24 protein-coding genes are annotated in these 23,625 nt (G+C 67.7%); 16 read left to right on the plus strand and 8 right to left on the minus strand.

Features of this window, described 5'->3' with window-relative positions:
* Positions 1-5: 5 nt before the first annotated feature.
* Genes N8I71_RS00935 through N8I71_RS00955 form a run of 5 tightly spaced genes read right to left on the minus strand, consistent with a single transcriptional unit; the run spans position 6 to position 2,683 of the window.
* Positions 6-866, minus strand: coding sequence for a TonB family protein (locus N8I71_RS00935; RefSeq protein ID WP_262876045.1), 861 nt, complete (start codon positions 864-866; stop codon positions 6-8).
* Positions 863-1,210 carry an ExbD/TolR family protein gene (locus tag N8I71_RS00940; protein ID WP_262876046.1) on the minus strand — a complete coding sequence of 116 codons (348 nt, stop codon included), beginning with the start codon at positions 1,208-1,210 and terminating at the stop codon, positions 863-865. The genes N8I71_RS00935 and N8I71_RS00940 overlap by 4 nt, the downstream gene beginning before the upstream one ends.
* A 46-nt stretch (positions 1,211-1,256) precedes the next feature.
* On the minus strand, positions 1,257-1,643 hold the full coding sequence (locus tag N8I71_RS00945) for a biopolymer transporter ExbD (RefSeq protein ID WP_262876047.1): 387 nt from the start codon (positions 1,641-1,643) through the stop codon (positions 1,257-1,259).
* Positions 1,633-2,283: a MotA/TolQ/ExbB proton channel family protein gene (locus N8I71_RS00950; protein WP_262876048.1), complete on the minus strand. Its 651-nt coding sequence runs from the start codon at positions 2,281-2,283 to the stop codon at positions 1,633-1,635. Before N8I71_RS00950 ends, N8I71_RS00945 begins: the two co-directional genes overlap by 11 nt.
* Positions 2,264-2,683, minus strand: a complete 420-nt coding sequence (locus tag N8I71_RS00955; RefSeq protein WP_262876049.1) for a hypothetical protein — start codon at positions 2,681-2,683, stop codon at positions 2,264-2,266. The genes N8I71_RS00950 and N8I71_RS00955 overlap by 20 nt, the downstream gene beginning before the upstream one ends.
* A gap of 218 nt (positions 2,684-2,901) precedes the next feature.
* On the opposite strand from N8I71_RS00955, the gene N8I71_RS00960 reads away from it, so the two are divergent.
* Genes N8I71_RS00960 through N8I71_RS00975 form a run of 4 tightly spaced genes read left to right on the plus strand, consistent with a single transcriptional unit; the run spans position 2,902 to position 7,763 of the window.
* Complete coding sequence (locus N8I71_RS00960; RefSeq protein ID WP_262876050.1) at positions 2,902-3,897, plus strand: Gfo/Idh/MocA family protein; 996 nt, start codon at positions 2,902-2,904, stop codon at positions 3,895-3,897.
* Positions 3,898-3,900: 3 nt separating this feature from the next.
* Positions 3,901-5,472 carry an acyl CoA:acetate/3-ketoacid CoA transferase gene (locus N8I71_RS00965; protein WP_262876051.1) on the plus strand — a complete coding sequence of 524 codons (1,572 nt, stop codon included), beginning with the start codon at positions 3,901-3,903 and terminating at the stop codon, positions 5,470-5,472.
* Positions 5,469-6,236: an enoyl-CoA hydratase/isomerase family protein gene (locus N8I71_RS00970; protein WP_262876052.1), complete on the plus strand. Its 768-nt coding sequence runs from the start codon at positions 5,469-5,471 to the stop codon at positions 6,234-6,236. The genes N8I71_RS00965 and N8I71_RS00970 overlap by 4 nt, the downstream gene beginning before the upstream one ends.
* 3 nt (positions 6,237-6,239) lie before the next feature.
* Positions 6,240-7,763, plus strand: coding sequence for an aldehyde dehydrogenase family protein (locus tag N8I71_RS00975; RefSeq protein WP_262876053.1), 1,524 nt, complete (start codon positions 6,240-6,242; stop codon positions 7,761-7,763).
* Positions 7,764-7,765: 2 nt separating this feature from the next.
* Here the strand turns inward: N8I71_RS00975 and N8I71_RS00980 are convergent, their stop codons facing one another.
* A complete protein-coding gene (locus N8I71_RS00980; RefSeq protein WP_262876054.1) occupies positions 7,766-8,800 on the minus strand; it encodes a LacI family DNA-binding transcriptional regulator in 1,035 nt (344 codons plus the stop codon).
* 245 nt (positions 8,801-9,045) lie between these two features.
* On the opposite strand from N8I71_RS00980, the gene N8I71_RS00985 reads away from it, so the two are divergent.
* The 12 genes from N8I71_RS00985 (at position 9,046) to N8I71_RS01040 (ending at position 21,948) form a co-directional block, all read left to right on the plus strand.
* Positions 9,046-10,287, plus strand: a complete 1,242-nt coding sequence (locus N8I71_RS00985) for an ABC transporter substrate-binding protein (RefSeq protein ID WP_406676061.1) — start codon at positions 9,046-9,048, stop codon at positions 10,285-10,287.
* Positions 10,288-10,374: 87 nt separating this feature from the next.
* On the plus strand, positions 10,375-11,283 hold the full coding sequence (locus N8I71_RS00990; RefSeq protein ID WP_262876056.1) for a carbohydrate ABC transporter permease: 909 nt from the start codon (positions 10,375-10,377) through the stop codon (positions 11,281-11,283).
* Positions 11,283-12,164, plus strand: a complete 882-nt coding sequence (locus N8I71_RS00995) for a carbohydrate ABC transporter permease (protein WP_262876057.1) — start codon at positions 11,283-11,285, stop codon at positions 12,162-12,164. The genes N8I71_RS00990 and N8I71_RS00995 overlap by 1 nt, the downstream gene beginning before the upstream one ends.
* Before the next feature lie 5 nt (positions 12,165-12,169).
* Positions 12,170-13,285 carry an ABC transporter ATP-binding protein gene (locus tag N8I71_RS01000; RefSeq protein ID WP_262876058.1) on the plus strand — a complete coding sequence of 372 codons (1,116 nt, stop codon included), beginning with the start codon at positions 12,170-12,172 and terminating at the stop codon, positions 13,283-13,285.
* 103 nt (positions 13,286-13,388) lie between these two features.
* On the plus strand, positions 13,389-14,870 hold the full coding sequence (locus tag N8I71_RS01005; protein WP_262876349.1) for an FAD-dependent oxidoreductase: 1,482 nt from the start codon (positions 13,389-13,391) through the stop codon (positions 14,868-14,870).
* Entirely contained in the window at positions 14,867-15,622 is a 756-nt protein-coding gene (locus N8I71_RS01010; RefSeq protein ID WP_262876059.1) for a 3-ketoacyl-ACP reductase, read from the plus strand. The genes N8I71_RS01005 and N8I71_RS01010 overlap by 4 nt, the downstream gene beginning before the upstream one ends.
* A 10-nt stretch (positions 15,623-15,632) precedes the next feature.
* Positions 15,633-17,219 carry a GMC family oxidoreductase gene (locus N8I71_RS01015; RefSeq protein WP_262876060.1) on the plus strand — a complete coding sequence of 529 codons (1,587 nt, stop codon included), beginning with the start codon at positions 15,633-15,635 and terminating at the stop codon, positions 17,217-17,219.
* A gap of 3 nt (positions 17,220-17,222) precedes the next feature.
* Positions 17,223-18,386 carry a dihydrodipicolinate synthase family protein gene (locus tag N8I71_RS01020; protein WP_262876061.1) on the plus strand — a complete coding sequence of 388 codons (1,164 nt, stop codon included), beginning with the start codon at positions 17,223-17,225 and terminating at the stop codon, positions 18,384-18,386.
* 9 nt (positions 18,387-18,395) lie between these two features.
* Positions 18,396-19,403 (plus strand): LacI family DNA-binding transcriptional regulator, encoded by a 1,008-nt coding sequence (locus tag N8I71_RS01025; RefSeq protein WP_262876062.1) that lies wholly within the window; start codon positions 18,396-18,398, stop codon positions 19,401-19,403.
* A gap of 1 nt (position 19,404) precedes the next feature.
* The gene (locus N8I71_RS01030; protein WP_262876063.1) at positions 19,405-20,643 is read left to right on the plus strand and encodes a glycerate kinase type-2 family protein; all 1,239 of its coding nucleotides are present in this window, start codon (positions 19,405-19,407) and stop codon (positions 20,641-20,643) included.
* Between the two features lie 4 nt (positions 20,644-20,647).
* Positions 20,648-20,950, plus strand: coding sequence for a Dabb family protein (locus N8I71_RS01035; RefSeq protein WP_262876064.1), 303 nt, complete (start codon positions 20,648-20,650; stop codon positions 20,948-20,950).
* 92 nt (positions 20,951-21,042) lie between these two features.
* The gene (locus N8I71_RS01040) at positions 21,043-21,948 is read left to right on the plus strand and encodes a hypothetical protein (protein WP_262876065.1); all 906 of its coding nucleotides are present in this window, start codon (positions 21,043-21,045) and stop codon (positions 21,946-21,948) included.
* 10 nt (positions 21,949-21,958) lie between these two features.
* On the opposite strand, the gene N8I71_RS01045 is transcribed toward N8I71_RS01040, so the two are convergent.
* A complete protein-coding gene (locus tag N8I71_RS01045; RefSeq protein ID WP_262876066.1) occupies positions 21,959-23,023 on the minus strand; it encodes a YeeE/YedE family protein in 1,065 nt (354 codons plus the stop codon).
* A gap of 98 nt (positions 23,024-23,121) precedes the next feature.
* Positions 23,122-23,562, minus strand: a complete 441-nt coding sequence (locus N8I71_RS01050) for a DUF302 domain-containing protein (RefSeq protein WP_262876067.1) — start codon at positions 23,560-23,562, stop codon at positions 23,122-23,124.
* Positions 23,563-23,625 lie beyond the last annotated feature (63 nt).

Here is a 23,625-nt window from a genome sequence, read left to right on the forward strand (position 1 = left end):
CGGCTTCAACGCCCTCGGATGGCGACGGCGAACCGGGTCTCGGCCCCGACCGGAGGGGCCGGAAAGGGAACCGCGCGGCGCACATGGTCGAGCGCGAGCGCATCGAAGGCCGCGTCACCCGAGGATTGCGAAATCGAGATGGCGGCGAGCCCCCCGCCCGGCGCGATCGTGAAGCTGACGACGGCAGAGCCGGGGAAGCTGCTGTTCGGGCGGCGCATGCGGGCGAGATGGCGGTTCACGCGCTGTGCATATCGGGCGATCTCGCGGGGATTGGCCGCCTCTCCTCCACCTCCGGCGCCCGTGGCCCCGGACGCGGTTCCGCCGGCATTGCCAGAAGGCGCACCGGCGCGCGCCGCGCGCGTGTCGGGGCCGGTGTCCGGCGGCGGTGTCCCGGCCGCGGGGGGAGGATCCGAGGGGCGTGGCGGCTCCGGGCGAGCCTGCGGGCGCGGAGTGTCGTCGCCGGGTGCCCGCGCGATCGGGGCGTCGCGGGCGGTCCGCGTCTCCTGGGGCACCACCGAGGCCAGCGCCGGAACAGCGGGGACCTCGGGCGCTGGAGCCAGAGAGGAAGACGCGGGAACAGCGACGGGTGCGACAGGCGCGAGGGTTCCGGCAACAGGCGTCGACGGCAGGGGTGGGACGCGGGTCGAGGGCGTCGTCGCCGAAACCGCTTCGACGGGAGGGGCCACGGGGGCAATCCGCCCCGCCGCCCGATCCTCGAAGCTGGTGCCAAGCATGGCGATCTCCGCGGTTCCCGTCGCGCCGCGCGCCGCGCCTTCGGGCGGCGAAAGCCCGGCAAGCACCGCGCCATGGACGGCGAGCGACACGGCGATCGCCCCGCCTGCGGCCCATCCTCGGCGCACCGTCACCGGACCGTCCTTTCCGCGACGATGCGCACCTCGGACGCCCCCGCCTGCCGCAGCGCGTCGACGAGATCCACCAGCCGTTGCGCCGGAAGGTTCCGGTCGGGCACGAGGCGCAGCACGTCGCCGCCCTCGGCCAGCCGAAAGGCGGCATAGTCCTGCATCGTCACCGGCGCGCCCCGGTAGAGAAGCGTCCCGTCCTCCAGCACCACCGCCGCATCCGGGGGGCTGCGCGCCTCCAGTGCGTCGGCCTCCACGAGGCGGAGACCGCCCGGAAGCGGCGCGGCCATGGTTCCCGCGATCAAGAGGAAGACCAGCAGCAGGAAGACCACATTGATAAGCGCGATCATCGGTTCGGCGCGGCGGCGTCTTTCGCGGCGGGACAAGGCCATGGGATCAATCCAGCACGGTCACGGAGGCCCAGTCCAGTGGGCGAAGGCGGGACAGCAGGTCGACCAGCCGCTGCGACGTCACGCCAGGCTCGATGGCGACGAGAACCGGCAGCGAGGCCTCGGGATCGGGCCTAAGGCCAGCCAAGGCTTCGGCCAGCGCCTCCAGGGATTGCGGAGTGCCGTTGAGGGCCAGCGTCTCGACGCCGAGGCCCAGGAAGACCGGCGATGCTTCGCCCTCGCCCGTACCCGCCGACGCCGCCGAGACGGGAAGTTCGCCATAGCGGGTGAAGGTCGAGGTCAGCAGGAAGAACAGGAGCAGGATGAAGATCACGTCGATCAGCGGCGTGAGCGCGATGGCCCTGCGTCGCCTCCTCGCCCGCTCAGGTCGCATCGGTCCGCTCCGGGGCGCGCGCCCGAGGTCCCGTCAGCGCCTCGATGGCAAGGTCGGCCTGCACCCTGTCGGCCTCCGCCCGGCTTTCGAACCAGGTCAGCGCGAGCGAGGTTGGCATGGCGATGGCAAGCCCCCCCGCCGTCGTCAGGAGCGCCACCCAGATCCCGCCGGCGAGCGCCGAGGGATCGACCGAAGCCCCGGCATCCTGCAAGGCGCGGAAGGCATCGATCATGCCGAGAACGGTGCCGAAAAGGCCCAGCAGCGGCGCGATCTGCGCGATGCTGTCGAGAAGACGAAAGCCGCGCTCTATCCGGGCCAGGCGGGATTCGGCCTCTGCCGCGATCCTCGGCTTGGCGTCCGGACCTGCGCCGATGGCCGCGGCAAGCAGCGGGGCGAGATGACTGCGGCTCACCGCGAGGTGACGCGCCGCGCCCTTCGCATCGCCCGCATCATGGGCGGCGATGGCTCGGGCGATCTCGGCATGGCGACCGACGCCCTCGGCCCGGAACTGCCAGATCTTGTACAGGATCGCGCTCAACGCCAGGATCGACAGGAGCAGCAGCAGGGCCACCACCGGCCCGCCCAGGTCAAGAAGCGCGAGAAGACGATCCTGCATCGCGTTACCCGAGAAGCTCGACATCGGTACGGGTCGACAGCTGAAGCCTTTCGGCGCAATTGCCGACACCGCCACATTCCGACACGCCGTTGATCAGGACCCTGCCCAGCGCCTCGCAGGCGAGCCCGGGAACATCGAATTGCCGCACGCGCGGTACGTCCATCGGCAGCGCGCCGAAATCGAACAGGGTGAGGCGTTCGACCACGCCGGAGGTGTCGATCAGCACGGTCTCGAGACTGAGCGCCGCGATTTCCTCTCCCAACGCGTTTTCCGCGAGAAAGGTCAGGCGACAGGCGCCGTCGACCGGATCGACGCGGTTGAGCTCGAGCGCGAGGCGCTGCCCCTCGTTCGACTGCGCGAGGCCCAAGCCTGGCGCGACCAAACCCAACGCCAGAATCGCACAGGTCAGTGTCCGCCTGCTCATGCCGTTCCTCCGTCGGTTACGGCGCGGCATCGCCCTGACCAGCCGCGCCCTGATTTCCCGGCAGTCAGGCTTACGCAACGGCGTCCGGAACGTCGATGGACGATTTCCGCGCAGCCCATGCACACGCCGCCGCAAATGCGGAAAAGTGGCAGCTTGACTCTGGGATTGGATCGTTCCAGAAGATTTGGAACGATCCAGAAATCGCGCGGGAGGTGCACATGCGTTGGGGACTGATCGGGGCGAGCAACATCGCCGCGTCGCACATGATGGGAGCGATCCGCGCCAATGGCGGAGAGATCGCATCCGTTCTCAGTTCCTCGGCCGAACGCGCCCGCAGCTATGCCGACGACAACGGCATTCCCGACGGCTTCGCCGATCTCGACGCGCTCCTCGCGGGCGACATCGACGCGGTCTACATCTCCACCACGAACGAGAAGCATTTTGCCCAGGCCATGGCGGCAATCGCGGCCGGGAAACATGTCCTGTGCGAAAAGCCGCTGGCGATGACCGTCTCCGACGCCGTGACGATGGTGAAGGCCGCCGGGGATGCCGGCCTGACCTTCGGAACGAATCATCACCTCCGGAACGCCGGCAGCCACCAGGCGATCCGCGACCTCATTTCCTCGGGGCGGATCGGCGAGGTCCTGTCGATGCGCGTCATGCACGCGGTTTACCTGCCGCCGCACCTTCAGGGCTGGCGCATCGACAACCCCGCGGCGGGCGGCGGCGTTATCCCCGATATCGTGGTCCACGACGCGGACACGGTGCGCTTCCACCTCGGCGAGGACCCGGCAGAGGTCGTGGCGATCCAGACCGCCTCGGCCATGGCTTCGGGTGTCGAGGACAGCGTCATGTCGGTCTGGGAAATGCCGTCCGGCGCGACGGTGATGACACACGAGAGCTTCACGCACCGCTTCGCCGGAACCGGGATCGAGGTGCACGGGACGCAGGGTTCGATCCGCGCCACCGGCGTCATGACGCAGCGCCCGACCGGAACCGTCACGCTGGTGACCGAGGCCGGGGAAGAGAACGTGACCTTCTCAGACCACAACCTCTACGTCCGCTCAGTCGCGCTGTTCCAGGATGCCGTCGCGGGCAAGGGACGTCCCGCCGCGGACGGTGTCGACGGGGTGAAGTCGCTCGCCGTCGCTGCCGCCGTGGCCGAGGCCGCCAAGTCGGGCCGCCGCACGGCGGTCGACTACGGAGACATCTGAGCCATGGGCAAGCTCGTCAGCCTGTCCGAAGCCGCCGCGCGCATTCCCGACGACGCGGTGGTCACGGTCTCCTCCTCCTCCGCGCTCGGCTGCCCCGATGCGATGCTCGCCGCCATCGGCGCGCGTTTCGACGCCGAGGGGCATCCGCGGAATCTCACCACGCTTCACCCGATCGCGGCGGGCGACATGTACGGCGTGAAAGGGGTGGATCACATCGCGAAGGACGGATGTCTCGCCACCATCATCGCGGGGTCCTATCCCTCCGGCCCTTCCTCGCTGCCGATGCCGGAGATCTGGCGCATGGTCACCGAGGACCGCGTCGCCGCCTACAACGTGCCTTCCGGCATCATGTTCGACATGCACCGCGACGTGGCCGCGCGGCGGCCCGGCGTCCTGACGAAGGTCGGCCTTGAAACCTTCGTCGACCCGATCCGTGAAGGCTGCGCGATGAATGCGCGCGCCGCCGCGCGGCCCATCGTCTCCCGCGTGGAGTTCGGCGGCGACACCTGGCTCCATTTCCCCAACATCGTGCCGGACGTCGCGATCATCCGCGCGACGACCGCCGACGAGACCGGAAACCTGACCTACGAGCACGAGGGCGCCTATCTGGGCGCGCTCGACCAGGCCATCGCGACGCGCAACCACGGCGGCCTCGTCATCGCGCAGGTCAAGAGGATGACGGCCGCAGGGTCGCTCCGTCCGCATGACGTGCATGTGCCCGGGCACCTTGTGGACCTGATCGTTCTGGCCCCCGACCAGAAGCAGACGACCGGGACGGACTACGACCCCGCCATCTCGGGCGAGATCATGCGGCCGTGGGACAGCTTCTCGCTGGCCGAGCACGGCGTCGAGAAGGTGATCGCCCGCCGCGCCGCGATGGAGCTTCGCCGGGGCATGACCGCCAATCTCGGCTTCGGCATCTCGGCGATGGTGCCGCGCATTCTTCTGGAAGAAGGCCATGCGAAGGCGGTGACCTGGGCCATCGAGCAGGGCGCGGTGGGCGGCATGCCGCTGACCGGCTTCGCCTTCGGCTGCGCATCGAACGCCGATGCCTTCATGCCCTCGCCCAACCAGTTCACCTACTTCCAGGGCGGCGGGTTCGACATGTCGTTCCTGTCCTTCCTCGAGGTGGACGTGGAGGGCAACGTCAACGTCTCCAAGCTCGGTAAGAAGCCCTACCTCACGGCCGGTTGCGGCGGGTTCGTGGACATCACGGCCCATGCGAAAAAGATCGTCTTCTCGGGCTATTTCGAAGCCGGGGCCACGCTGGAGCTGACAGATGACGGGTTGCGCGTCGCCACGCCCGGCAAGTTCACCAAGATGGTGCCCGCGGTGGAGCATGTGACCTTCGCCGGGAGCCGCGCGCTTCGGACCGGTCAGGACGTGCTCTACGTCACCGAGCGCTGCGTCATGCGGCTGACGGAAACCGGCCTCGTCGCCACCGAGATCACGCCGGGCATCGTGCCCGAGCGGGACATCGTGGCGGCAAGCGAGGGCCGCGTCCGCGTGGCCGAGAATGCGGTTGAGATGCCGAAGTCGCTTTTGCGCGACGCACCAATGGGGTTGAGCCTGTGAGCACGGTCGATCTGCACATCGAGGGTCCGTTCGCGCGGGTCCACCTGAACAACCCTGGCAAACTCAATGCCTTCACGCCCGAGATGCTGCGGCAGCTGGACGCGCATTGCGAGACCATCGAGGCGGATCTGTCGATCCGCGGCGTGATCGTCTCGGCGGAGGGGGAGCGCGCGTTCTGCGCCGGGGCCGACATCATCGGCTGGGGCGCGCTGTCCCCCACCGATTTCGCGCGGAACTGGGTGCGGCTGGGGCACCGTGTGTTCGACCGGCTGGCGCGGCTGTCGAAGCCGACCATCGCCGCGATGCAGGGCCACGCCTTCGGCGGCGGGCTGGAACTGGCCACGGCCTGCGACATCCGGGTGATGGCGCCCGGGGCGACGCTCGCGCTGCCCGAGGCGCAGGTCGGCATCGTGCCCGGCTGGTCGGGGACGCAGCGGCTGGCCCGCCTCATCCCCGAGCCCGTGCTGAAGGAAATGGCGCTCTTCGGACGCCGCCTTTCGGCGGATCGGGCGATGGCCCTGGGTTACGTCGCGGAGGTGGCGGACGATCCGCTGGCCGCCGCGCGGGAGATCGCCGAAGGCCTTCTGAAGGCCGCGCCCCGCGCGCACGAGGTGGCGAAGTATCAGATCCACGCCGCGGTGGGCGAAGACCGCGCCGCGATGATCGAGGCGCTCGGCGGCGGTATGGTCGCGGCGACCGAGGACAAGGCGGAGGGTGTCGCCGCCTTCTCCGGAAAACGCAAACCGGACTTCAAGGGACGCTGAGACATGACGGAGCTGACCCTTATCCCATCAAGCGGCGCCACCCTTCCCGCAGCGCCATTCCATGCCCGGCACCTGATCGGCGGCGCATGGCGCGACAGCGCGGACGGCAAGGTGTCCGAGCGGCATTCGCCCGCGCACGGCGTGCTCGTGAGCGTCGCCGCGAGAGGCGGGCAAGCGGAGGTCGAGGCCGGGGTCGCCGCGGCGCGGGAGGCCTTCGACGCGGGCGACTGGCCGCGCTGTTCAGGCAAGGACCGGGCGACGATCCTCCTGAAGGTCGCCGACCTGATCGAGCGGAACCTCGACCGGATTGCCCTCCTCGAAACCCTCGAATCGGGAAAACCCATCACCCAGGCGCAGGGCGAGATCGCGGGCGCGGCCGACCTCTGGCGCTATGCCGCGGCGCTCGCCCGCACGATGCACGGCGACAGCCACAATTCGCTCGGCCCGGACATGCTTGGCCTTGTCCTCAAGGAACCCATCGGCGTGGCGGGCATCATCTGCCCCTGGAACTTCCCGTTCCTGATTGTCAGCCAAAAGCTGCCCTTCGCGCTCGCCGCCGGCTGCACGGCGGTGGTGAAACCCTCGGAACTGACGCCCTCGACCACGGTCATCCTGGGCGAACTCCTGCAGGAAGCAGGGCTGCCCGCAGGTGTCGTGAACATCGTGCTGGGTTACGGCGATCCAGTCGGCGCGACGCTGTCCACGCATCCGTGCGTCGACATGGTCTCCTTCACCGGCTCCACCGCCGTGGGCAAACGCATCGTCGCGGCGGCGAGCGGGACGCTGAAGAAGGTCAGCCTCGAACTCGGCGGCAAGAACCCGCAGGTGATCTTTCCCGACGCCGACCTCGACCAGGCGGCCGACGCGATCACCTTCGGCGTCTATTTCAACGCCGGCGAATGCTGCAACTCCGGCAGCCGGATCATCGTGCATCAGGACGTGGCGCAGGCGCTTGTCGACAAGATCGTGGCGCTGTCCCGGAAGGTGCCGTTCGGCGACCCGCTCGATCCCCGCACACAGGTCGGCGCGATCATCTCGCCCGAGCACATGGCCAAGATCCATGGCTACGTGAAGGATGCGCAGGCCTCGGGCGCGGGCGTGGCCCTGGGCGGCGCGGCGCTCGCCCCCGAGGGGCTGTCGGGGCTGTTTTACCAACCGACCATCGTCACCGGTGTCACGTCCTCGATGCCGATCGCGACCGAGGAAGTCTTCGGCCCTGTCCTCTCGGTCCTGACCTTCCGCGAAGCCGACGAGGCCATCGCGCTGGCCAATGGCGCAAGCTACGGCCTGTCGGCGGGGGTCTGGAGCCGGGACATCTCGACCTGCCTCGACTTCGCGCGGCGGGTGCATGCGGGGACGGTCTGGACCAACACCTGGATGGACGGCTTCGCCGAACTGCCTTTCGGTGGCGTCAAGCAGTCGGGACAGGGGCGCGAGCTCGGCCGCTACGGGCTGGAGGAATTCCTCGAGGCCAAGACCGTGCAGATGCGCATCGGCGCCACCCGCCGCCCCTGGGTCGCGGCATGAGGTCAGGCGCCCGTCACCTCACCGGGCGTGAAAAGGACCTGAAGGTCCTCGGGCGGTGCACCTTCCATGCGCCGGAGCAGCATCTGTCCCATGGCGTTGCCCGTGGCGCGAAGGTCCTCGAAGACAGTGTCGATCCGCGGGCGGATGTTGTCGAAGATCGGCGAAGCGCGCTTGGCGATGATGTCGGCGTCGATGCCGGGCGTCATTCCGGTGTCCGTCAGCGCGGCCATGGTCACCAGCGCCGTGACCTCGCCCACGCAGACGAACCCGTCGGGCGCCTCGGGCCCGGCGAGCGCCTGCTTCAGCGCCACGGCCATCCGCTCCCGGTCGGAGTCGAGCGTGACGCCTGCCACGACCTCGTGGCAGACCCCGGCCTCCCGCGCGGCCGACAGGAAGCCGTAGCGCAGATGCTGGCAGAACGTGAATTTCTCGTCGGGCAGGATCATGCTGAGCCGCCGGCGTCCCTTGGCGACCAGCCGCGCCACGGCGGCCCGCGCGAAAGCCTCGTTGTCGAAATCGACGAAAGGATGGGGCGTCGTGAATTCCGTTCGCCCATGGCTCACGAAGGGGAACCCGGCCTCCATCAGCAGGCGGACACGCGGGTCGAAACACTCGGTCCGCGTAAACAGAATTCCGTCGGCGAGGTTGTTGCGAAGGATCGTCCGCACGGGGGCCAGCCGGTTGTCGCCGGGGTCATCCGGCACCACGGTCACGGCGTAGCCCGTACCGCGCAGCGCCTCGGTGATTCCCGAGAGAAACTCGTGGGTAAAGCCGAGAAACTCGTGCTCGGTATTGAGCAGAAGCGTCACGACCTGCGTGCGGCCCGTGCGAAGGCGCCGCGCGGCACGGTCGGGGATATAGCCCAGCCGCTTCGCCGCCTCGGCCACGGTGGCGCGGGTGCGCGCGGCGATTCGCGGATCGTCGGCCAGCGCGCGGGACACCGTCGCGACGGAGAAACCCGTCGCCTGCGCTATGGTGCGCAGCGTCGGTTTCACAGTGCCGGCAAGGGCCTGTCCGGATCCGGTGTCGCGCGTCATACGCCTTGGTCGCCCCATGGTTGCAACACGAGTCATCTTGCAGCGTTTTGCAAACGTTTCAATACCCCTGCCTCGCCGCATCTGCATCGCCGCACTGCAGAAAATCGGTTTTTTTACAGGGATATCCACTGGGATCGGATGCAGGGCGCCCATCAATTCAGGGTTGACTTTGCCCCGATTTATAACGTTTCAATTCCACAGTCCAAACCGGACCTTGGTCAACAGGGAGGAATATCATGACCTTGATGCGGAAACTTCAGATGGGTGCGGCCGCTCTCGCGCTCTCGACGTCCGTCGCGTCGGCGCAGGGCGTCGAGGTGCTGCACTGGTGGACCTCGGGCGGCGAAGCCGCTGCACTCAACGTCCTCAAGCAGGACCTCGAGGGCCAGGGCGTCAGCTGGACCGACATGCCCGTCGCAGGCGGCGGCGGCTCGGACGCCATGACCGTCCTTCGCGCCCGCGTCACCGCCGGCGACCCGCCGACCGCCGTCCAGATGCTCGGCTTCGCGATCCAGGACTGGGCCGCCGAAGGCGCGCTTGCCAACCTCGATACCCTCGCCGACGAGCAGGGCTGGGAGGCCGTGGTGCCCGAGGCGCTGCAGCGTTTCGCCCGGTATGACGGCCACTGGGTCGCTGCGCCGGTGAACGTGCACTCGACCAACTGGGTCTGGGCCAATACGGCGCTGATGGAAGAGCTGGGCATTTCCCAGCCGACCACCTGGGACGAATTCGTGGCCGCAATGCAGGCCGCGCAGGACGCCGGCTACACCGCGCTCGCTCATGGCGGGCAGGCATGGCAGGACGCCACCGTCTTCGAATCGATGGTGATGGGCGTCGGCGGGCCGGAGTTCTACCAGGCGTCGATGGTCGATCTCGACCCCGAGGCGCTGGGTTCGGACCAAATGGTCGAGGCGTTCCAGCGCATGGAGACGCTGCGCGGTTTCGTGGACGACAACTTCTCGGGCCGCGACTGGAACCTCGCGTCGGCCATGGTGATCAACGGCGAAGCGCTGTTCCAGATCATGGGCGACTGGGCGAAGGGTGAATTCGTGAACGCGGGCCAGACCGCGGGACAGGAATTCCAGTGCTTCCGCGTGCCCGGCACCGAAGGCACCGTCACCTTCAACTCCGACGAGTTCGCCATGTTCAACGTGTCGGACCCGGCGGCCCAGGAGGCGCAACTCGCCATGGCCTCGGCCGTGATGAGCCCCGAGTTCCAGATCGCCTTCAACCTCGTTAAGGGTTCGGTGCCCGCGCGCACCGACATCCCCAGCGATCAGTTCGACGCTTGTGGCCAGATGGGCATGGCCCAGCTTGCCGCAGCCTCGGCGGGCGGCACGCTGTTCGGCTCCATGGCCCACGGCCACGCCAACCCGCCGTCGGTTCAGAACGCGATGTACGACGTGATCACCGCGCACTTCAACGGTGAGTACGACGCCGAGACGGCGGCAGCCGAACTCGTCACCGCGGTCGAGATCGCCCAGTAAAAGGGCGCCTTGCGGGCCGGCCCTTGCGGGGCCGGCCCCACCTTCCGGGCGGGACGCCCGGACATCACCGAACAAGGGGAGGGTGGCATGGCCGCAACCGACGGTTTCGCCGGGTCCGGAGCGGATTTCCGCACGCGACTTCAGAACTGGCTGCCGAAGATCGTGCTGGCGCCGTCCTTCGCGATCATGGTGATCTTCGTCTACGGCTTCATCGCCTTCACCATTTACCTCAGCTTCACCGACAGCCGGATGCTTCCGTCCTTCGGCTGGGTCGGCTGGGACAACTACGACCGGCTGTTCCGCATCCGCGAATGGAACGTCGCGATCAAGAACCTCGCGATCTTCGCCTCGCTCTACATCGTGATCTCTACGATCATCGGGCTGCTCCTCGCCATCTTCCTCGACCAGAAGATCCGCGGCGAAGGCGTCCTGAGGCCCATCTTCCTTTATCCCATGGCGCTGTCGTTCATCGTGACCGGCACGGCGTGGAAGTGGTTCCTCGACCCAGGCATCGGCATCGAGAACACGATGCATCTCTGGGGCTTCGAGAATTTCAGTTTCGACTGGATCAAGGACCGCGAAATGGCGATCTACACCGTCGTCATCGCCGCGGTCTGGCAATCCTCTGGCTTCGTCATGGCGATGTTCCTCGCGGGCCTGCGCGGGATCGACAACGAGATCCTGAAGGCCGCCCAGATGGACGGCGCGTCGAACTTTCAGCTTTACCGGCGGATCATCCTGCCACAGTTGCGCCCCGCGTTCCTGTCGGCCTTCGTCATCCTCAGCCACCTTGCGATCAAGAGCTATGACCTCGTCATCGCGCTGACGGGCGGCGGGCCCGGCAATGCCACGGCGCTGCCAGCGACCTTCATGTATTCCTACACCTTCACGCGGAACCAGATGGGGATCGGCGCCTCTTCGGCGGTGATCATGCTGATGACCATCGCGGCGATCATGATCCCGTATCTCTACGCCGAACTGAAGGAGAAGAAGTGATGGCCGCCGCATCGACCGAAAACGCCGTCCGCTCCTCGAACGCGGCGCGGGTGTTCGTCTACCTTTTCCTTCTGCTCTTCGCGCTGTTCTACCTGCTGCCTTTCCTCATCATGCTTCTGAACTCGCTGAAGCCGCTTGAGGAGATCACGGGCGGCGGCATGATCGCCCTGCCCCGGCAATGGACGATCGAGCCCTGGCTCAGCGCGTGGTCCACCGCGCAGATCGGCGTGCAGCCCACGGGCCTGCGACCCTACTTCATGAACTCGATCATGATGGCGGTGCCCGCCGTGGTAATGTCGACGGTGGTGGGCGCGCTCAACGGCTACGTCCTGACCAAGTGGCGGTTCCGGGGCGACACGCTGATCTTCGGGCTTTTGCTGTTTTCCTGCTTCATCCCGTTCCAGATCGTCCTGATCCCGATGGCCCGCATCCTCGGCATCCTGCAGATCGCGGGAACGACGCCGGGCCTGATCCTGGTGCACTTCGTCTACGGGATCGGGTTCACCACGCTCTACTTCCGCAACTACTACGCGGCCTTCCCCACGGAACTGGTGCGCGCCGCACAGATCGACGGGGCCGGTTTCTTCCAGATCTTCTGGCGCATCATGCTGCCATCGTCCGGGCCGATCATCGCGGTCAGCTTCATCTGGCAGTTCACCAACATCTGGAACGACTTCCTCTTCGGCGCGAGCTTCGCCAGCGGGGATGCCGCGCCGATGACGGTCGCGCTCAACAACCTGGTCAACTCGTCCACGGGCGTGCGCGAATACAACGTGCATTTCGCCGGCGCCATCATGGCCGCCGCCCCCACGCTTCTCGTCTACATCGTCGCCGGTCGCTACTTCGTGCGCGGCCTCATGGCTGGCTCGGTCAAAGGATAGACACCATGGGTTTCCTCGACATCGACAACGTCACCAAGTCCTACGGCGCCGTCGAAGTGCTGCACCGTGTGGACATCTCGGTGGAGGAGGGCGAGTTCCTCGTCCTCGTCGGACCCTCCGGTTGCGGCAAGTCCACGCTCCTGAACATGATCGCGGGGCTGGAGGGGATCACCTCCGGCGAGATCAAGATCCGGGACCGGGTCGTGAACGGCGTCCACCCCTCCAAGCGGAACATCGCCATGGTGTTCCAGTCCTACGCTCTCTACCCCAACATGACGGTGGGCCAGAACATCACCTTCGGGCTTGAGATGCACGGCACGCCCAAGCCCGAGCGCGAGCGGAAGATGAAGGAGGTCGCCGAGCTTCTGCAGATCGAGAACCTGCTGGCGCGCAAGCCCGGGCAGCTGTCGGGCGGCCAGCGTCAACGCGTCGCCATGGGCCGGGCCCTGGTGCGGAACCCGGACGTGTTCCTGTTCGACGAACCGCTCTCGAACCTCGACGCCAAGCTGCGCGTCGACATGCGCACCGAGATCAAGAAACTCCACCAGAAGCTTGGCACGACGATCGTCTACGTGACCCACGACCAGATCGAGGCCATGACGCTCTCGACCCGGATCGCGGTCATGTATGACGGATATGTGCAGCAGCTCGGCACACCAAAGGAAATCTACGACAGCCCCGCGAACCTGTTCGTGGCCACCTTCATGGGCAGCCCCGCGATGAACGTCCTGCCCGCGCGGTTGGTGGAACAGAACGGTGCGCTCCATGCGGTTATCACCGATCACGCGGGGCACGACCTCGCCCTCAGGATCGAGAACGCCCCGGCGGCATATGCCAGCTACAAGGACATGCCCGTGCACCTAGGCATCAGGCCGGAGGCGATCACCGATCCGGAAGGTGCGGACCGAAATGCGCGGAACGTGCAGGCGCTGCCGAACATGGTCACCGTGACCGAGCCGGCAGGGTCGGACACCTTCGTGACGATGACGGTTTCGGGCAAGGACTGCATCGCGCGGATGCGCGCGGATGCGGACGTGCATCCCGGCCATGTCTTCGACTTCGCCGTGAACATGGACAAGGCCGTTCTGTTCGACCCGAAGACGGAAGATCGTATCGCCTGAAGCGCGCGACGCCCCCCTTTTCGGGGGGCGTTTCTTTTGCTATCCATGAAAATTGGAACGATCCAAAAGATCGATCGCGGGGAGGAACGAGGGCTTGAGCGAGGTGGACGTCCTTATCGTGGGCTCCGGCATGGGCGGGGCGACGACGGCGGCGGCGCTCGCTCCGTCGGGTCGGCGCATCCTGATTCTCGAGCGGGGCGAGCGGCTGGAAGACACGTCCGAGGCACGCGACCCCGAGGCGATCTTCGCCCGCGGCCATTTCCGGCCCATGGAGACCTGGTTGACCCCGGAGGGAGCGCGCTTCAATCCCGGCAACTACGCCTGCGTCGGCGGAAACACGAAGTTCTATGGCGCGGTCCTCATGCGCTACCGCGCCGAGGATTTCGCGGCCCGGCGGCATATGGGAGGAACCGCGCCCGGCTGGCCGATTTCCTATGACGAGATCGAGCCCTGGTACCAGCAGGCCGAGACGCTCTACCGCGTGCGGGGTGCCATAGGCGAAGATCCGACCGAGCCGCCGCATTCGGGGCCCTATCCGTTCCCCCCCGTCCCTGACGAGCCCGAAATCGCGGACCTCCGCCGCCGCCTGAAACGCGCGGGCCTGCACCCTGCCTCCCTCCCGCTCGGGGTGGACATCGAACAATGGCTGGCCCGTGCCGCGACGCCGTGGGATGCCTTCCCGGACACCACCGGCGCCAAGATGGATGCCGAAAGCGTCGGACTGGCCGAGGCGCTGAAGCACCCGAACGTGGAGTTGCGCACGGGCGTCACGGTGGACCGGCTGGAGGCGGACGCGTCGGGCCGGATCACCGCCGCGCTCACGAGTGCAGGGCGCATCGCAGCCCGGCAGGTGGTGCTGGCCGCCGGCGCCGTCCACAGCGCCGCGATCCTGCTGCGTTCAGCTACCGACAGCCATCCCTCCGGGCTTGCCAACCGCTCAGACCAGGTGGGGCGGAACTTCATGAACCACAATTGCTCGGCGCTGCTGGCGCTCTCGGCGCGGCGGAACCGGTCGGTCTACCAGAAGACGCTGTACCTGAACGACTGGTACTCCGGTGGCGGTCCGAACGGTGAGCCGCTCGGCAACGTGCAGCTTCTGGGCCGGGTCTCCGGGCCGATCCTCGCGGCTCAGACGGGGCTGCCGCGCTGGCTGGCGCAGGTCATCTCGGACAGGGCCATCGACTTCTATGTGATGTCCGAGGACCTGCCCGATCCCGATAGCCGCGTGACGCTGAGGGACGGCGAGATCGTCCTGAACTGGACCCGGTCCAACTGGAGCGCGCACGAGACGCTGCTGGTCGAACTGAAGGCCGGCCTTCGCCGTGCCGGGTTCCCGGTAATCCTGTCGAAAGCCTTCGACCGACGCACGCCCTCTCACCAGTGCGGCACGGCACGGATGGGCAAAGACCCGGGCAACAGCGTCGTGACCCCATGGGGCCGGTCGCATGACCACGCGAACCTCTGGATCGCGGATGCGAGCGTTCTGCCGACCTCGGCGGCGGTGAACCCCTCGCTGACAATAGCGGCCCATGCGCTGCGCGTGGCGCACGAGGTGGCGGAACGGACGGCGGAGGCGGCGGCATGACGGGAACGGCGCTGGTCACGGGCGGGCAGCAGGGCATCGGGCTTGGCATCGCGAAGGCGCTCCACGCCGCGGGCTGGCGCGTCGCGCTGATGTCCGAGCGCGGCGCGGACGATCCCGCGGTGCGCGACGCGTTGGTGGCGATGCCGGGCGCGGTGCATGTGACCCACGACCTTGCGCGGATCGAGGGCGTCGGCGCGGCGATGGACGCGTTGGAGGCGGCCCTCGGGCCTGTCACGACGTTGGTGTCCAACGCCGGCGTTCCGCCCATGACACGCGGCGATCTCCTCGATATGACGCCCGAGAGTTTCGACCGCTGCATGGAGATCAACCTGCGTGGCGCGTTCTTTCTTATACAGGAATGCGCGCGTCGAATGCTGCGCCTTCCAGCCGATCCCTACCGGTCCATCCAGGTGGTGACCTCGGTCAGCGCCGAGATCGTATCGCCGGACCGCACGGAATACTGCATCTCCAAGGCAGGCGCCGCGATGATGGTCAAGGCGCTCGCCGCCCGCCTCGCGCCCGAGGGGATCGGTGTCTTCGAAATCCGCCCCGGCATCATCCGTACGCCGATGACCGCGCCCGTCGCCGACCGCTACGACACGCGCATCACCGGCGGCCTCGTGCCCGCCGGACGCTGGGGCGAACCCGCCGATATCGGGCGCATCGCCGTGCCGCTGGCGCGCGGGGATTTCGACTTCGCCACCGGCGCCGTCATCCCCGTCGACGGCGGCCTGTCCATCCACCGGCTCTAGAGGGGTTTCCATGGCCGAGGGCTACGACTTCATCATCATCGGCGGCGGCAGTGCCGGAAGCGTTCTCGCCGCGCGGCTGAGCGAGAACCCCGCCGTCTCGGTCTGCCTTCTGGAGGCCGGGGGGCGGGACTGGAACCCGCTCTTTCACGTGCCGGCGGGCTTCGCGAAGATGACGAAGGGCGTGGCCTCATGGGGCTGGAGCACGGTCCCGCAGCGGCACATGGGCGGCAAGGTCTTCACCTACACGCAGGCCAAGGTGATCGGCGGCGGATCGGCGATCAACGCGCAGATCTACACGCGCGGCAACCCGCTCGACTATGACGAATGGCGGCAGATGGGCTGCGAGGGCTGGGGATACGAGGACGTCCTGCCCTACTTCCGCAAGGCCGAGGACAACGACACCTGGAACAACCGCTGGCATGGCAAGGGGGGGCCGCTGGGCGTTTCGAAACCCGCCGCGCCCCTGCCGATCTGCGAGGCCTATTTCGAGGCAGCGCAGGCGCTCGGCATCCCGCGCAACATGGACGTGAACGGCGAAAGCCAGGGCGGCGTCGCCTACTACCAGCTCACCCAGAGGAACGCGCGGCGATCCTCGGCCGCGATGGCCTATCTCGCGCCGAACCGGGGGCGCGCGAACCTGACCGTGAAATACGGCGCACAGGTTCGGCGGCTGGACGTGGAGAACGGGCGCGCGACCGGCGTGACGCTCATGGATGGCACGCGGCTGACGGCAGCCGCGGAAGTGATCCTGTCCTCCGGCGCCATCGGCACCCCGCGCCTGTTGCAACTGTCCGGGATCGGGCCCGCCGATCACCTGCACGACCTCGGGATCGAGGTGGTTCTCGACCAGCCGAACGTCGGCGAGAACCTCCAGGATCACCTCGACCTCTACTGCATCTGCGAGGTGTCTGGGCCGCATACCTACGACCGTTACGCCAAGCTGCACCTCTCGGCGCTTGCCGGGCTTCAGTATCTCCTCAGCCGCACCGGCCCCGTGGCGTCCAGCCTCTTCGAGACGGGGGGCTTCTGGTATGCCGATCCCGACGCGCGGTCGCCCGACCTGCAATTCCACCTCGGTCTCGGCACGGGGATCGAGGCCGGCGTGGCCGCGATGCCCGACGGCGGGGTGACGCTCAATTCATGCTACCTGCGGCCCCGGTCGCGCGGCACGGTGCGGCTGGCCAGTGACGATCCCGCGAAGGCGCCGCTGATCGACCCCAACTACTGCGCCGATCCGCGCGACCGGGAGATGTCGATCCGCGGCCTGAAGCTGACCCAGCAGATTCTTGCACAAGAACCTCTCAAGCCCTTCATCAAGGCCGAGCGTCTGCCGGGTCCTGACGTGAAGACCGACGAAGAGTACTTTGCCTTCATCTGCGAGCACTCCAAGACCTCGCATCATTGTGCGGGGACCTGCCGGATGGGCGTCGATGCGGGCGCGGTTGTCGATCCCCACCTGCGCTTCAACGGGATCGGGCGGCTGCGGGTCGTCGACAACTCGATCATGCCCAATGTGATCTCGTCCAACACCAACGCGGCGGCAATCATGATCGGCGAGAAGGCCGCCGACATGATCAAGGCCGATCACGGAGCCTAACCCATGCGCCTCCCAACCTATGCCGGAACGCTGGAAGCCTATCGCCTGACCAGGGAGCCGCTGGTGCCCCGCGCGCCTGAGGTTGCGCTGACCCGCACCGCATTCGCCGCCGCGCACGTGATCTCCGATCCGCTGGCCGAACGGTCCCCATGGGACACGCGGCCCGCCGTCGACTGGGACGCGACACTGGCGTTCAGGCAGGGGCTCTGGGACCAGGGCCTTGGGCTCGCCGAGGCGATGGATACGGCGCAGCGGGGCATGGGCGTGGACTGGCCGACGGCACTGGAGTTGATCCAGAGGACGATGCAGGCCGCCCGAGCGCACCCTCTGAAGCCCCGCGTTGCCTGCGGGGCAGGCACGGACCAGCGCGACCCGGTGGACCTGACCGGGGCCGAGACGATCATCGCCGCCTATGCGGAACAGATGGAGGCGATCGAGGCCGCAGGCGGGCAGATCATCCTCATGGCCACCCGTGCGTTGCCCGCCATCGGTGCGACGGCCAAGACCTATGCCCGCGTCTACGACACGCTGCTGGCGCAGGCGGCCGGGCCCGTAATCCTGCATTGGCTTGGCGACATGTTCGATCCGGCGCTGAAAGGGTACTGGGGCACCGAAAACGTGGACGACGCCTCGGACTTCGTGCTCGACCTCATCGCGCGCAATGCAGACAAGGTGGACGGGATCAAGATTTCGCTTCTCGATCAGGCGCATGAAGAGGCGTTCCGCGCCCGCCTGCCCGAGGGCGTCCGCCTCTACACCGGTGACGATTTCAACTACGCGCCGCTGATCGAGGGGGATGGCACGCATCACTCCCACGCGCTTCTCGGTATTTTCGCCGCCATCGCGCCCGCCGCAAGCCAGGCGCTCGAGGCGCTGGCGAAGGGCGACCCCGAAACCTACCACGCGCTTTTGGCGCCCACGGTTCCCCTCAGCCGCGAGATCTTCAAGGCGCCGACCCGGTTCTACAAGGCGGGCATCGCGTTTTTGTCCTGGCTGAACGGGACGCAGACCCATTTCGTGATGCCCGGCGGTTTCCAGTCCTCGCGCGAGATCACGCATTACGCCGAGGTCTTCCGCCTCGCCGACCGGGCCCGCCTCCTGCGCGACCCCGACCTTGCCAAGGCGCGGATGCGCACGTTGCTGGCGCTTCACGGGATCGACGGCTAGCAAGGGAACATGAAGCGCCGCCCCACCATCACCGACGTCGCCGCCCGCGCGGGCGTGTCGAAGTCGACCGTCTCGCTGGTCCTTCAAGGCAGCCCGCAGGTCCGCGCGGAAACGGCGAACCTGGTGCGCGATGCGATGCGAGAACTGGGCTACGTCTACAACCGCGCCGCGGCGACGCTTCGCGGCTCGTCCGTGGGCCTCGTGGGCCTCGTCATCAACGACCTGCGCAACCCGTTCTTCACGGAATTCGCGGCGTCCCTCCAGATGGCGCTGGCCGCCGCAGGATATGCCACCGTCATCTCGAATTCCGACGAGAACACCGCATTGCAGGCGAAACTCATGGGGTCGATGATCGAGCATGGCGTCGACGCCGTCGTGATCTGTCCCGCCCATGGCGAGGCGGGGGCAACCTTCGATCCGCTTGCACGCGCCGGCATCCCGACCCTGCAGGTCTTGCGGAAGATGGACGAGCGCACCGATCTCTTCCCCTTTTCCAGCTTCGACTACGCCCACGGCAGCGCCGAGGCGACCCGGCACCTGATCGGCCTTGGCACGCGGCGGATCGCTTTTGTCGGCGGGCAGGATGAGCGGTCCATCACGCAGGAGCGGATGGCGGGCTATTCCGCTGCGCTCGCCGAAGCCGGGATGGAGCCGTTGCGCCTGCCGGGCCGCACCTCGCGCGCCTTCGGACTGGAGGCCGCCAGGCGGATCCGCGCCGAGCATCCCGACTGCGACGCGGCGCTCTGCTTCAACGACCTGGTGGCGCTGGGGATGCTGGCGGGGCTCGCGCGCGAAGGCGTCGTGGTGGGTTCCGACATGCGCCTCATAGGTTTCGACGACATCGAGGAATGCGCCCTGAGTTGGCCGCAACTCTCATCGGTCTCCTGCGATATCGCGGTCTTTGCGCGGGACACGGCGGCGGCATTGCTCGGATGGCTTTCGGACGGGCAGATACCGCCGCCCGAACAACGCGCGGCGGTGCACCTCGTCCCTCGCGCCTCCAGCCTTGGGAACTGACATGAGCCCCGAAGACCTCCTCCGAGAGATGTTCGCGCGTGCCGTCGAGGTCGCCGACCCGATGCGCAGCCTTGCGCGGTTCCTGCCGCCGAAGCCCGAAGGCCGGGTCGTCGTGATCGGCGCGGGCAAGGCGAGCGCGCGGATGGCCGAGGCCGTCGAGGCAGAATGGGGGCCCTGTGAAGGCCTGGTCATCACGCGTTACGGCTATGCGCGTCCCTGCCGGGGCATCGAGATCGTCGAGGCCGCGCATCCTGTGCCGGACGCGGCGGGCGTGGCGGCGACGGGACGGATGCTGGACCTGCTGGCCACGTGCGGCGAGGAGGATTTCGTGCTCGCGCTGATCTCGGGCGGGGGATCGGCACTGCTGATCCGACCGGCGGACGGGATCACGCTGGCCGAGAAACAGGCGCTGACACAGGCGCTGCTGGCCTCCGGTGCGCCGATCGGGGAGATCAATGGCATCCGCAAGGAGATCTCTGCGGTGAAGGGGGGGCGTCTGGCCGTCGCTGCCTACCCGGCACGCATGCTGGCCCTGATGATTTCCGATGTCCCCGGCGACCGGCCCGGCGATATCGCAAGCGGTCCGACCGTCGGCCACAGCGGCGATGCCGCCCGCGCGCGCGCAGCGCTGGAGCGTTGGGGCGTGACACCGCCCGCGTCCATCGCGAGCTTCCTCGACGGCGGCGGGGACCCCGTGACACCCGATGATCCGCGCCTGTCACTCGTCGAGAACCTGATCGTCGCCGCACCGTCGCAGTCGCTCGCCGCCGCGGCCGAGACGGCGGAAGCTCAAGGCTACACCGTCGAGATCCTCGGCGACGCGATCGAAGGCGAGGCACGCGAGGTCGCGCGCGCCCATGCGGAGATCGCGAGGAAGGCCAGGGGGCCCCACGTCATCCTCTCGGGTGGCGAACTGACCGTGACCCGGCGCGGCGACGGGGTCGGTGGGCCGAACGCGGAATACGCGCTGGCCCTGGCCCTCGCGCTGGACGGCGCGCCCGGCATCCACGCCATCGCCTGCGACACCGACGGAGTCGACGGCGCGGCCGAAGTGGCCGGTGCCGTGATCGGGCCGGGCACGCTCAAGGCCGCCCGCGACGCAGGCGTCGACCCGCAAGCGGCGCTCGACATCAACGACGCCCATTCATTCTTTTACAAGATAGGCGCGCAGGTCGTGACCGGCCCGACCCTTACCAACGTGAACGATTTCCGCGCGATCCTGATCCAGCCCCCGGAGTGAGCCAATGCTGATCCATACCGTCCTGTTCGACCCCGCCTCGCCCGAGGCCGAGGCCCGCATCCGCGAGGCATGCGAGATCCTCGCAGGGCTGTCGATCCCGGGCATGTCGGGCTTCCACCACGGACCCAACCGCGACTTCGAGGGGAAATCGGCGCGCTACACCTACGGCTTTGCCGTGTTCTTCGAGAACCGCGACGTGCACCTCGCCTACGAGGCGCATCCCGACCACGTCCGCGCGGGCGGCATGCTGGTCGAGAACAGCCGCGGCGGTCATGACGGCATCTTCGTCTCCGATCTCGAGGTCTGAACCGCGCCCCTCCGGCGTGTCTGGAAACGCAGTACGTTTCAGGGCAAGGTGGGACGAACGGGCAGAACAAGGCGGAGCGCCGGGGCAGCGCGATGGGACCCTCCGAAGGTCAGGCCGACCTGTCGATCCTCTTCGTCGCCGACGGGGATAGGCTGGAAATGCAGAGCTGGCTCCTGGCCGGCTCGCTCGCCCGTGCCCATGAGGGCGGTCCGGCCCCGCATCTCTACGCCTATGTCACGCCGGGGCGAATGGCCAATGTCTCGCCCCTGACGCGCGATCTCTATGACGCCTGCGGAGTGGAGCTTCGCCCGCTTCCGCCGCCGCCGGACTGGCGGGCGCCCTACCCGCACGGCAACAAGATGGTCGCGGCCTCCGACCGGCGCGAGACGTCGCGCGCGGTGTTCCTGGACACGGACATGGTCGTGCTTCGCCCACTGCTGGAGATGGCCCAATTGCCGCCGGATACCGTCGCCGCCGCGCCCGAAGGCGTGCCGACCTGGGGCGCCGACGACGACCGCTGGGAACGGGCCTATGCCCATTTCGGCCTGCCGATGCCGGAAGAACGTGTGCGCCTCCTGCGCGGGCGCGGGCGGGAGTTCGTGCCCTATTACAACGCCGGTTTCGTGGCGTTTCCGGACCGCGCCGCGACAGGTGAGACGCGTTTCGCCGATCGCTGGATCGAGACGGCGCTGGCCGTCGATCACGATTGCCCGGTGGGCGGCAAGCGGCCCTGGCTCGACCAGATCAGCCTGCCGCTGGCCTTGGCCCGGTTCGGCTATCGGACCGAGGTGCTGACGCATTCGTGGAACTACGCGCTGACCCGGCGAAAGGATTATTCCGCGACGCCCGATGCGCATGTGCTGCACTATCACCGCTATCGATTTCTCGTGAAGGCGCCACAATGGCCGGCACTGATCGAGGACTTCTGGGACAGGCTTCCCGCACGGCACCACGCAGCGGCGCAGGCCGCCTTCCGCGACGCCGAACTGCTTTCCTGAGGTCCGTTGGTCAGGCCGCCGCAGGATTCGCCGGAGACACCCGATCCAACAGGACCGAGGTCGCCATGCCGCCCGCCCAGATCGACGCGCCCGCGACCCAGGCCGTCAGGGACATGATCGAGCCGCCTGACACCGCCGCGCCCACGGCGCAGCCGCCAGCCAGCATCGCGCCGAACCCCATCAGAACCGCGCCCACGATGTAGCGTTCCATGGGTGTGTCCGCGCCGAAGCGCTGGATCTTCCATTCGGCCGCCAGAATGGCCGCCAGTCCCGCGCCCATGAAAACGCCGGGCACGAGGCCGATCCCGAACGAGAGCGGCACGCTGCGCTCTGTCACCAGCGCCATGAGCGTGTCGGTCGCCGGGCCGGTGAACGTGACGCTCGAGATGGACACGATCTCGAAGGAGGCCTGGGCGATCGTGTAGGTCAGGAACCAGCCGAGCGTGATCGACAGGCCCACGCCGACACCGGCCAGGGCCGCCATCGGACGGACCCCCCGGGCATGCGCCAGCGCGAGCGACGCAGCGAGGCCCGCCAACGCCATGACGAAGACCGCGACCCGAGACAGACCGAGGCCCTGCATCAGGTCCCGTTCCGGCCCGTTGATGAGCCACAGCTGCGAGATCCCCTCGCGGAGCGGCGCAAGCACGCCGCTCAGCGCCGATTGCGCGACCAGCGTCAGGACGAGACCGGTAACAAGCGCCCGGAGGTTGCCGGTCGCCGAGAGGACAAGAAGACGGCTTGCGCACCCTCGGGCCAAGACCATCCCGATCCCGAACATCAGCCCGCCGATGATCGCCCCCGACATGCTCCCGGCACCCGACAATTGCCGCGCGTCGGCGACATCGAGCCAACCGGCCATGATCGCGCCCTGGGTGGCCGCAACGGCAGTCGCGAAAACGATGAGCCAGATCGACATGCGCGGCCCGATCTGGCCCCGCGAAAGTTCCACCGTCGATGCGCGCAGGCAGAATTGCGACCGCTGGGCCGCAACGCCGAAGACAAGGCCGGTCAGCAGACCCGCGAGCAACAGCACCATGCCGTCGCCGTAAGTCTCGAGCAGGGTTTCGATCACGTGACGTCCCTCGAAAGCGTTTCGAAAACGCTTAGGAGCGATGCCCTCGGCCCGCGTTGATGCAGGTCAAGTTGCAGGCCGCGCGGGACCGTTGCCGATCAGCGCCCCATCGCGTCGAGGATGATCGAGTCGAGCAATGCCTCGACCTCCTGCATCGGCCCATCGGGATAGGCGCGGTGGCCGATCGTCACGCCACCGTCCCGCTCCTCCACGAAGATCGAATAGGGACAATGCACGATGTTCATCGGATCCGCCTCCATCACGCGGCGGGACACGGCCGCCGAGCAGAAGAGGAAGATGTCTGCATTATCGAAGATCATCGCGGACGATCCGACATCGGCGCCGGTGCGCGCCAGCATCTCGCCGACATGGCTGACGTAGTCGATGACGAGGCCCCGGTCGACGATGGCGTTTTCGACGGCGAAGGTCGCATCCCCGAAGCTGCCGTCGAAGTTGTAGGTGATCACGTCCTGGGCATGGGCCGTTCCTGCAAGCGCCACGGACGCACTGAAAAGGAGGGAAGCGATCTTGGTCTTCATGGCCTGAGGTCCTTCTAGAAGATATTGGCCGTCAGTTGCAGCCCGGGGGGAAGCAGGACCGCC

Source organism: Roseicyclus sediminis (assembly GCF_025515305.1).
GTDB classification, from domain to species: domain Bacteria; phylum Pseudomonadota; class Alphaproteobacteria; order Rhodobacterales; family Rhodobacteraceae; genus Roseibacterium; species Roseibacterium sediminis.

Bases quoted from the DNA above. Each gene is read 5' to 3' on its own strand.
- N8I71_RS00940 (WP_262876046.1), bottom strand. From the start codon at position 1,210: ATGATCGCGCTTATCAATGTGGTCTTCCTGCTGCTGGTCTTCCTCTTG.
- N8I71_RS00945 (WP_262876047.1), bottom strand. From the start codon at position 1,643: ATGCGACCTGAGCGGGCGAGGAGGCGACGCAGGGCCATCGCGCTCACG.
- N8I71_RS00950 (WP_262876048.1), bottom strand. From the start codon at position 2,283: ATGTCGAGCTTCTCGGGTAACGCGATGCAGGATCGTCTTCTCGCGCTT.
- N8I71_RS00955 (WP_262876049.1), bottom strand. From the start codon at position 2,683: ATGAGCAGGCGGACACTGACCTGTGCGATTCTGGCGTTGGGTTTGGTC.
- N8I71_RS00960 (WP_262876050.1), top strand. From the start codon at position 2,902: ATGCGTTGGGGACTGATCGGGGCGAGCAACATCGCCGCGTCGCACATG.
- N8I71_RS00965 (WP_262876051.1), top strand. From the start codon at position 3,901: ATGGGCAAGCTCGTCAGCCTGTCCGAAGCCGCCGCGCGCATTCCCGAC.
- N8I71_RS00975 (WP_262876053.1), top strand. From the start codon at position 6,240: ATGACGGAGCTGACCCTTATCCCATCAAGCGGCGCCACCCTTCCCGCA.
- N8I71_RS00980 (WP_262876054.1), bottom strand. From the start codon at position 8,800: ATGACGCGCGACACCGGATCCGGACAGGCCCTTGCCGGCACTGTGAAA.
- N8I71_RS00985 (WP_406676061.1), top strand. From the start codon at position 9,046: ATGCGGAAACTTCAGATGGGTGCGGCCGCTCTCGCGCTCTCGACGTCC.
- N8I71_RS00990 (WP_262876056.1), top strand. From the start codon at position 10,375: ATGGCCGCAACCGACGGTTTCGCCGGGTCCGGAGCGGATTTCCGCACG.
- N8I71_RS00995 (WP_262876057.1), top strand. From the start codon at position 11,283: ATGGCCGCCGCATCGACCGAAAACGCCGTCCGCTCCTCGAACGCGGCG.
- N8I71_RS01000 (WP_262876058.1), top strand. From the start codon at position 12,170: ATGGGTTTCCTCGACATCGACAACGTCACCAAGTCCTACGGCGCCGTC.
- N8I71_RS01010 (WP_262876059.1), top strand. From the start codon at position 14,867: ATGACGGGAACGGCGCTGGTCACGGGCGGGCAGCAGGGCATCGGGCTT.
- N8I71_RS01015 (WP_262876060.1), top strand. From the start codon at position 15,633: ATGGCCGAGGGCTACGACTTCATCATCATCGGCGGCGGCAGTGCCGGA.
- N8I71_RS01020 (WP_262876061.1), top strand. From the start codon at position 17,223: ATGCGCCTCCCAACCTATGCCGGAACGCTGGAAGCCTATCGCCTGACC.
- N8I71_RS01025 (WP_262876062.1), top strand. From the start codon at position 18,396: ATGAAGCGCCGCCCCACCATCACCGACGTCGCCGCCCGCGCGGGCGTG.
- N8I71_RS01030 (WP_262876063.1), top strand. From the start codon at position 19,405: ATGAGCCCCGAAGACCTCCTCCGAGAGATGTTCGCGCGTGCCGTCGAG.
- N8I71_RS01035 (WP_262876064.1), top strand. From the start codon at position 20,648: ATGCTGATCCATACCGTCCTGTTCGACCCCGCCTCGCCCGAGGCCGAG.
- N8I71_RS01040 (WP_262876065.1), top strand. From the start codon at position 21,043: ATGGGACCCTCCGAAGGTCAGGCCGACCTGTCGATCCTCTTCGTCGCC.
- N8I71_RS01050 (WP_262876067.1), bottom strand. From the start codon at position 23,562: ATGAAGACCAAGATCGCTTCCCTCCTTTTCAGTGCGTCCGTGGCGCTT.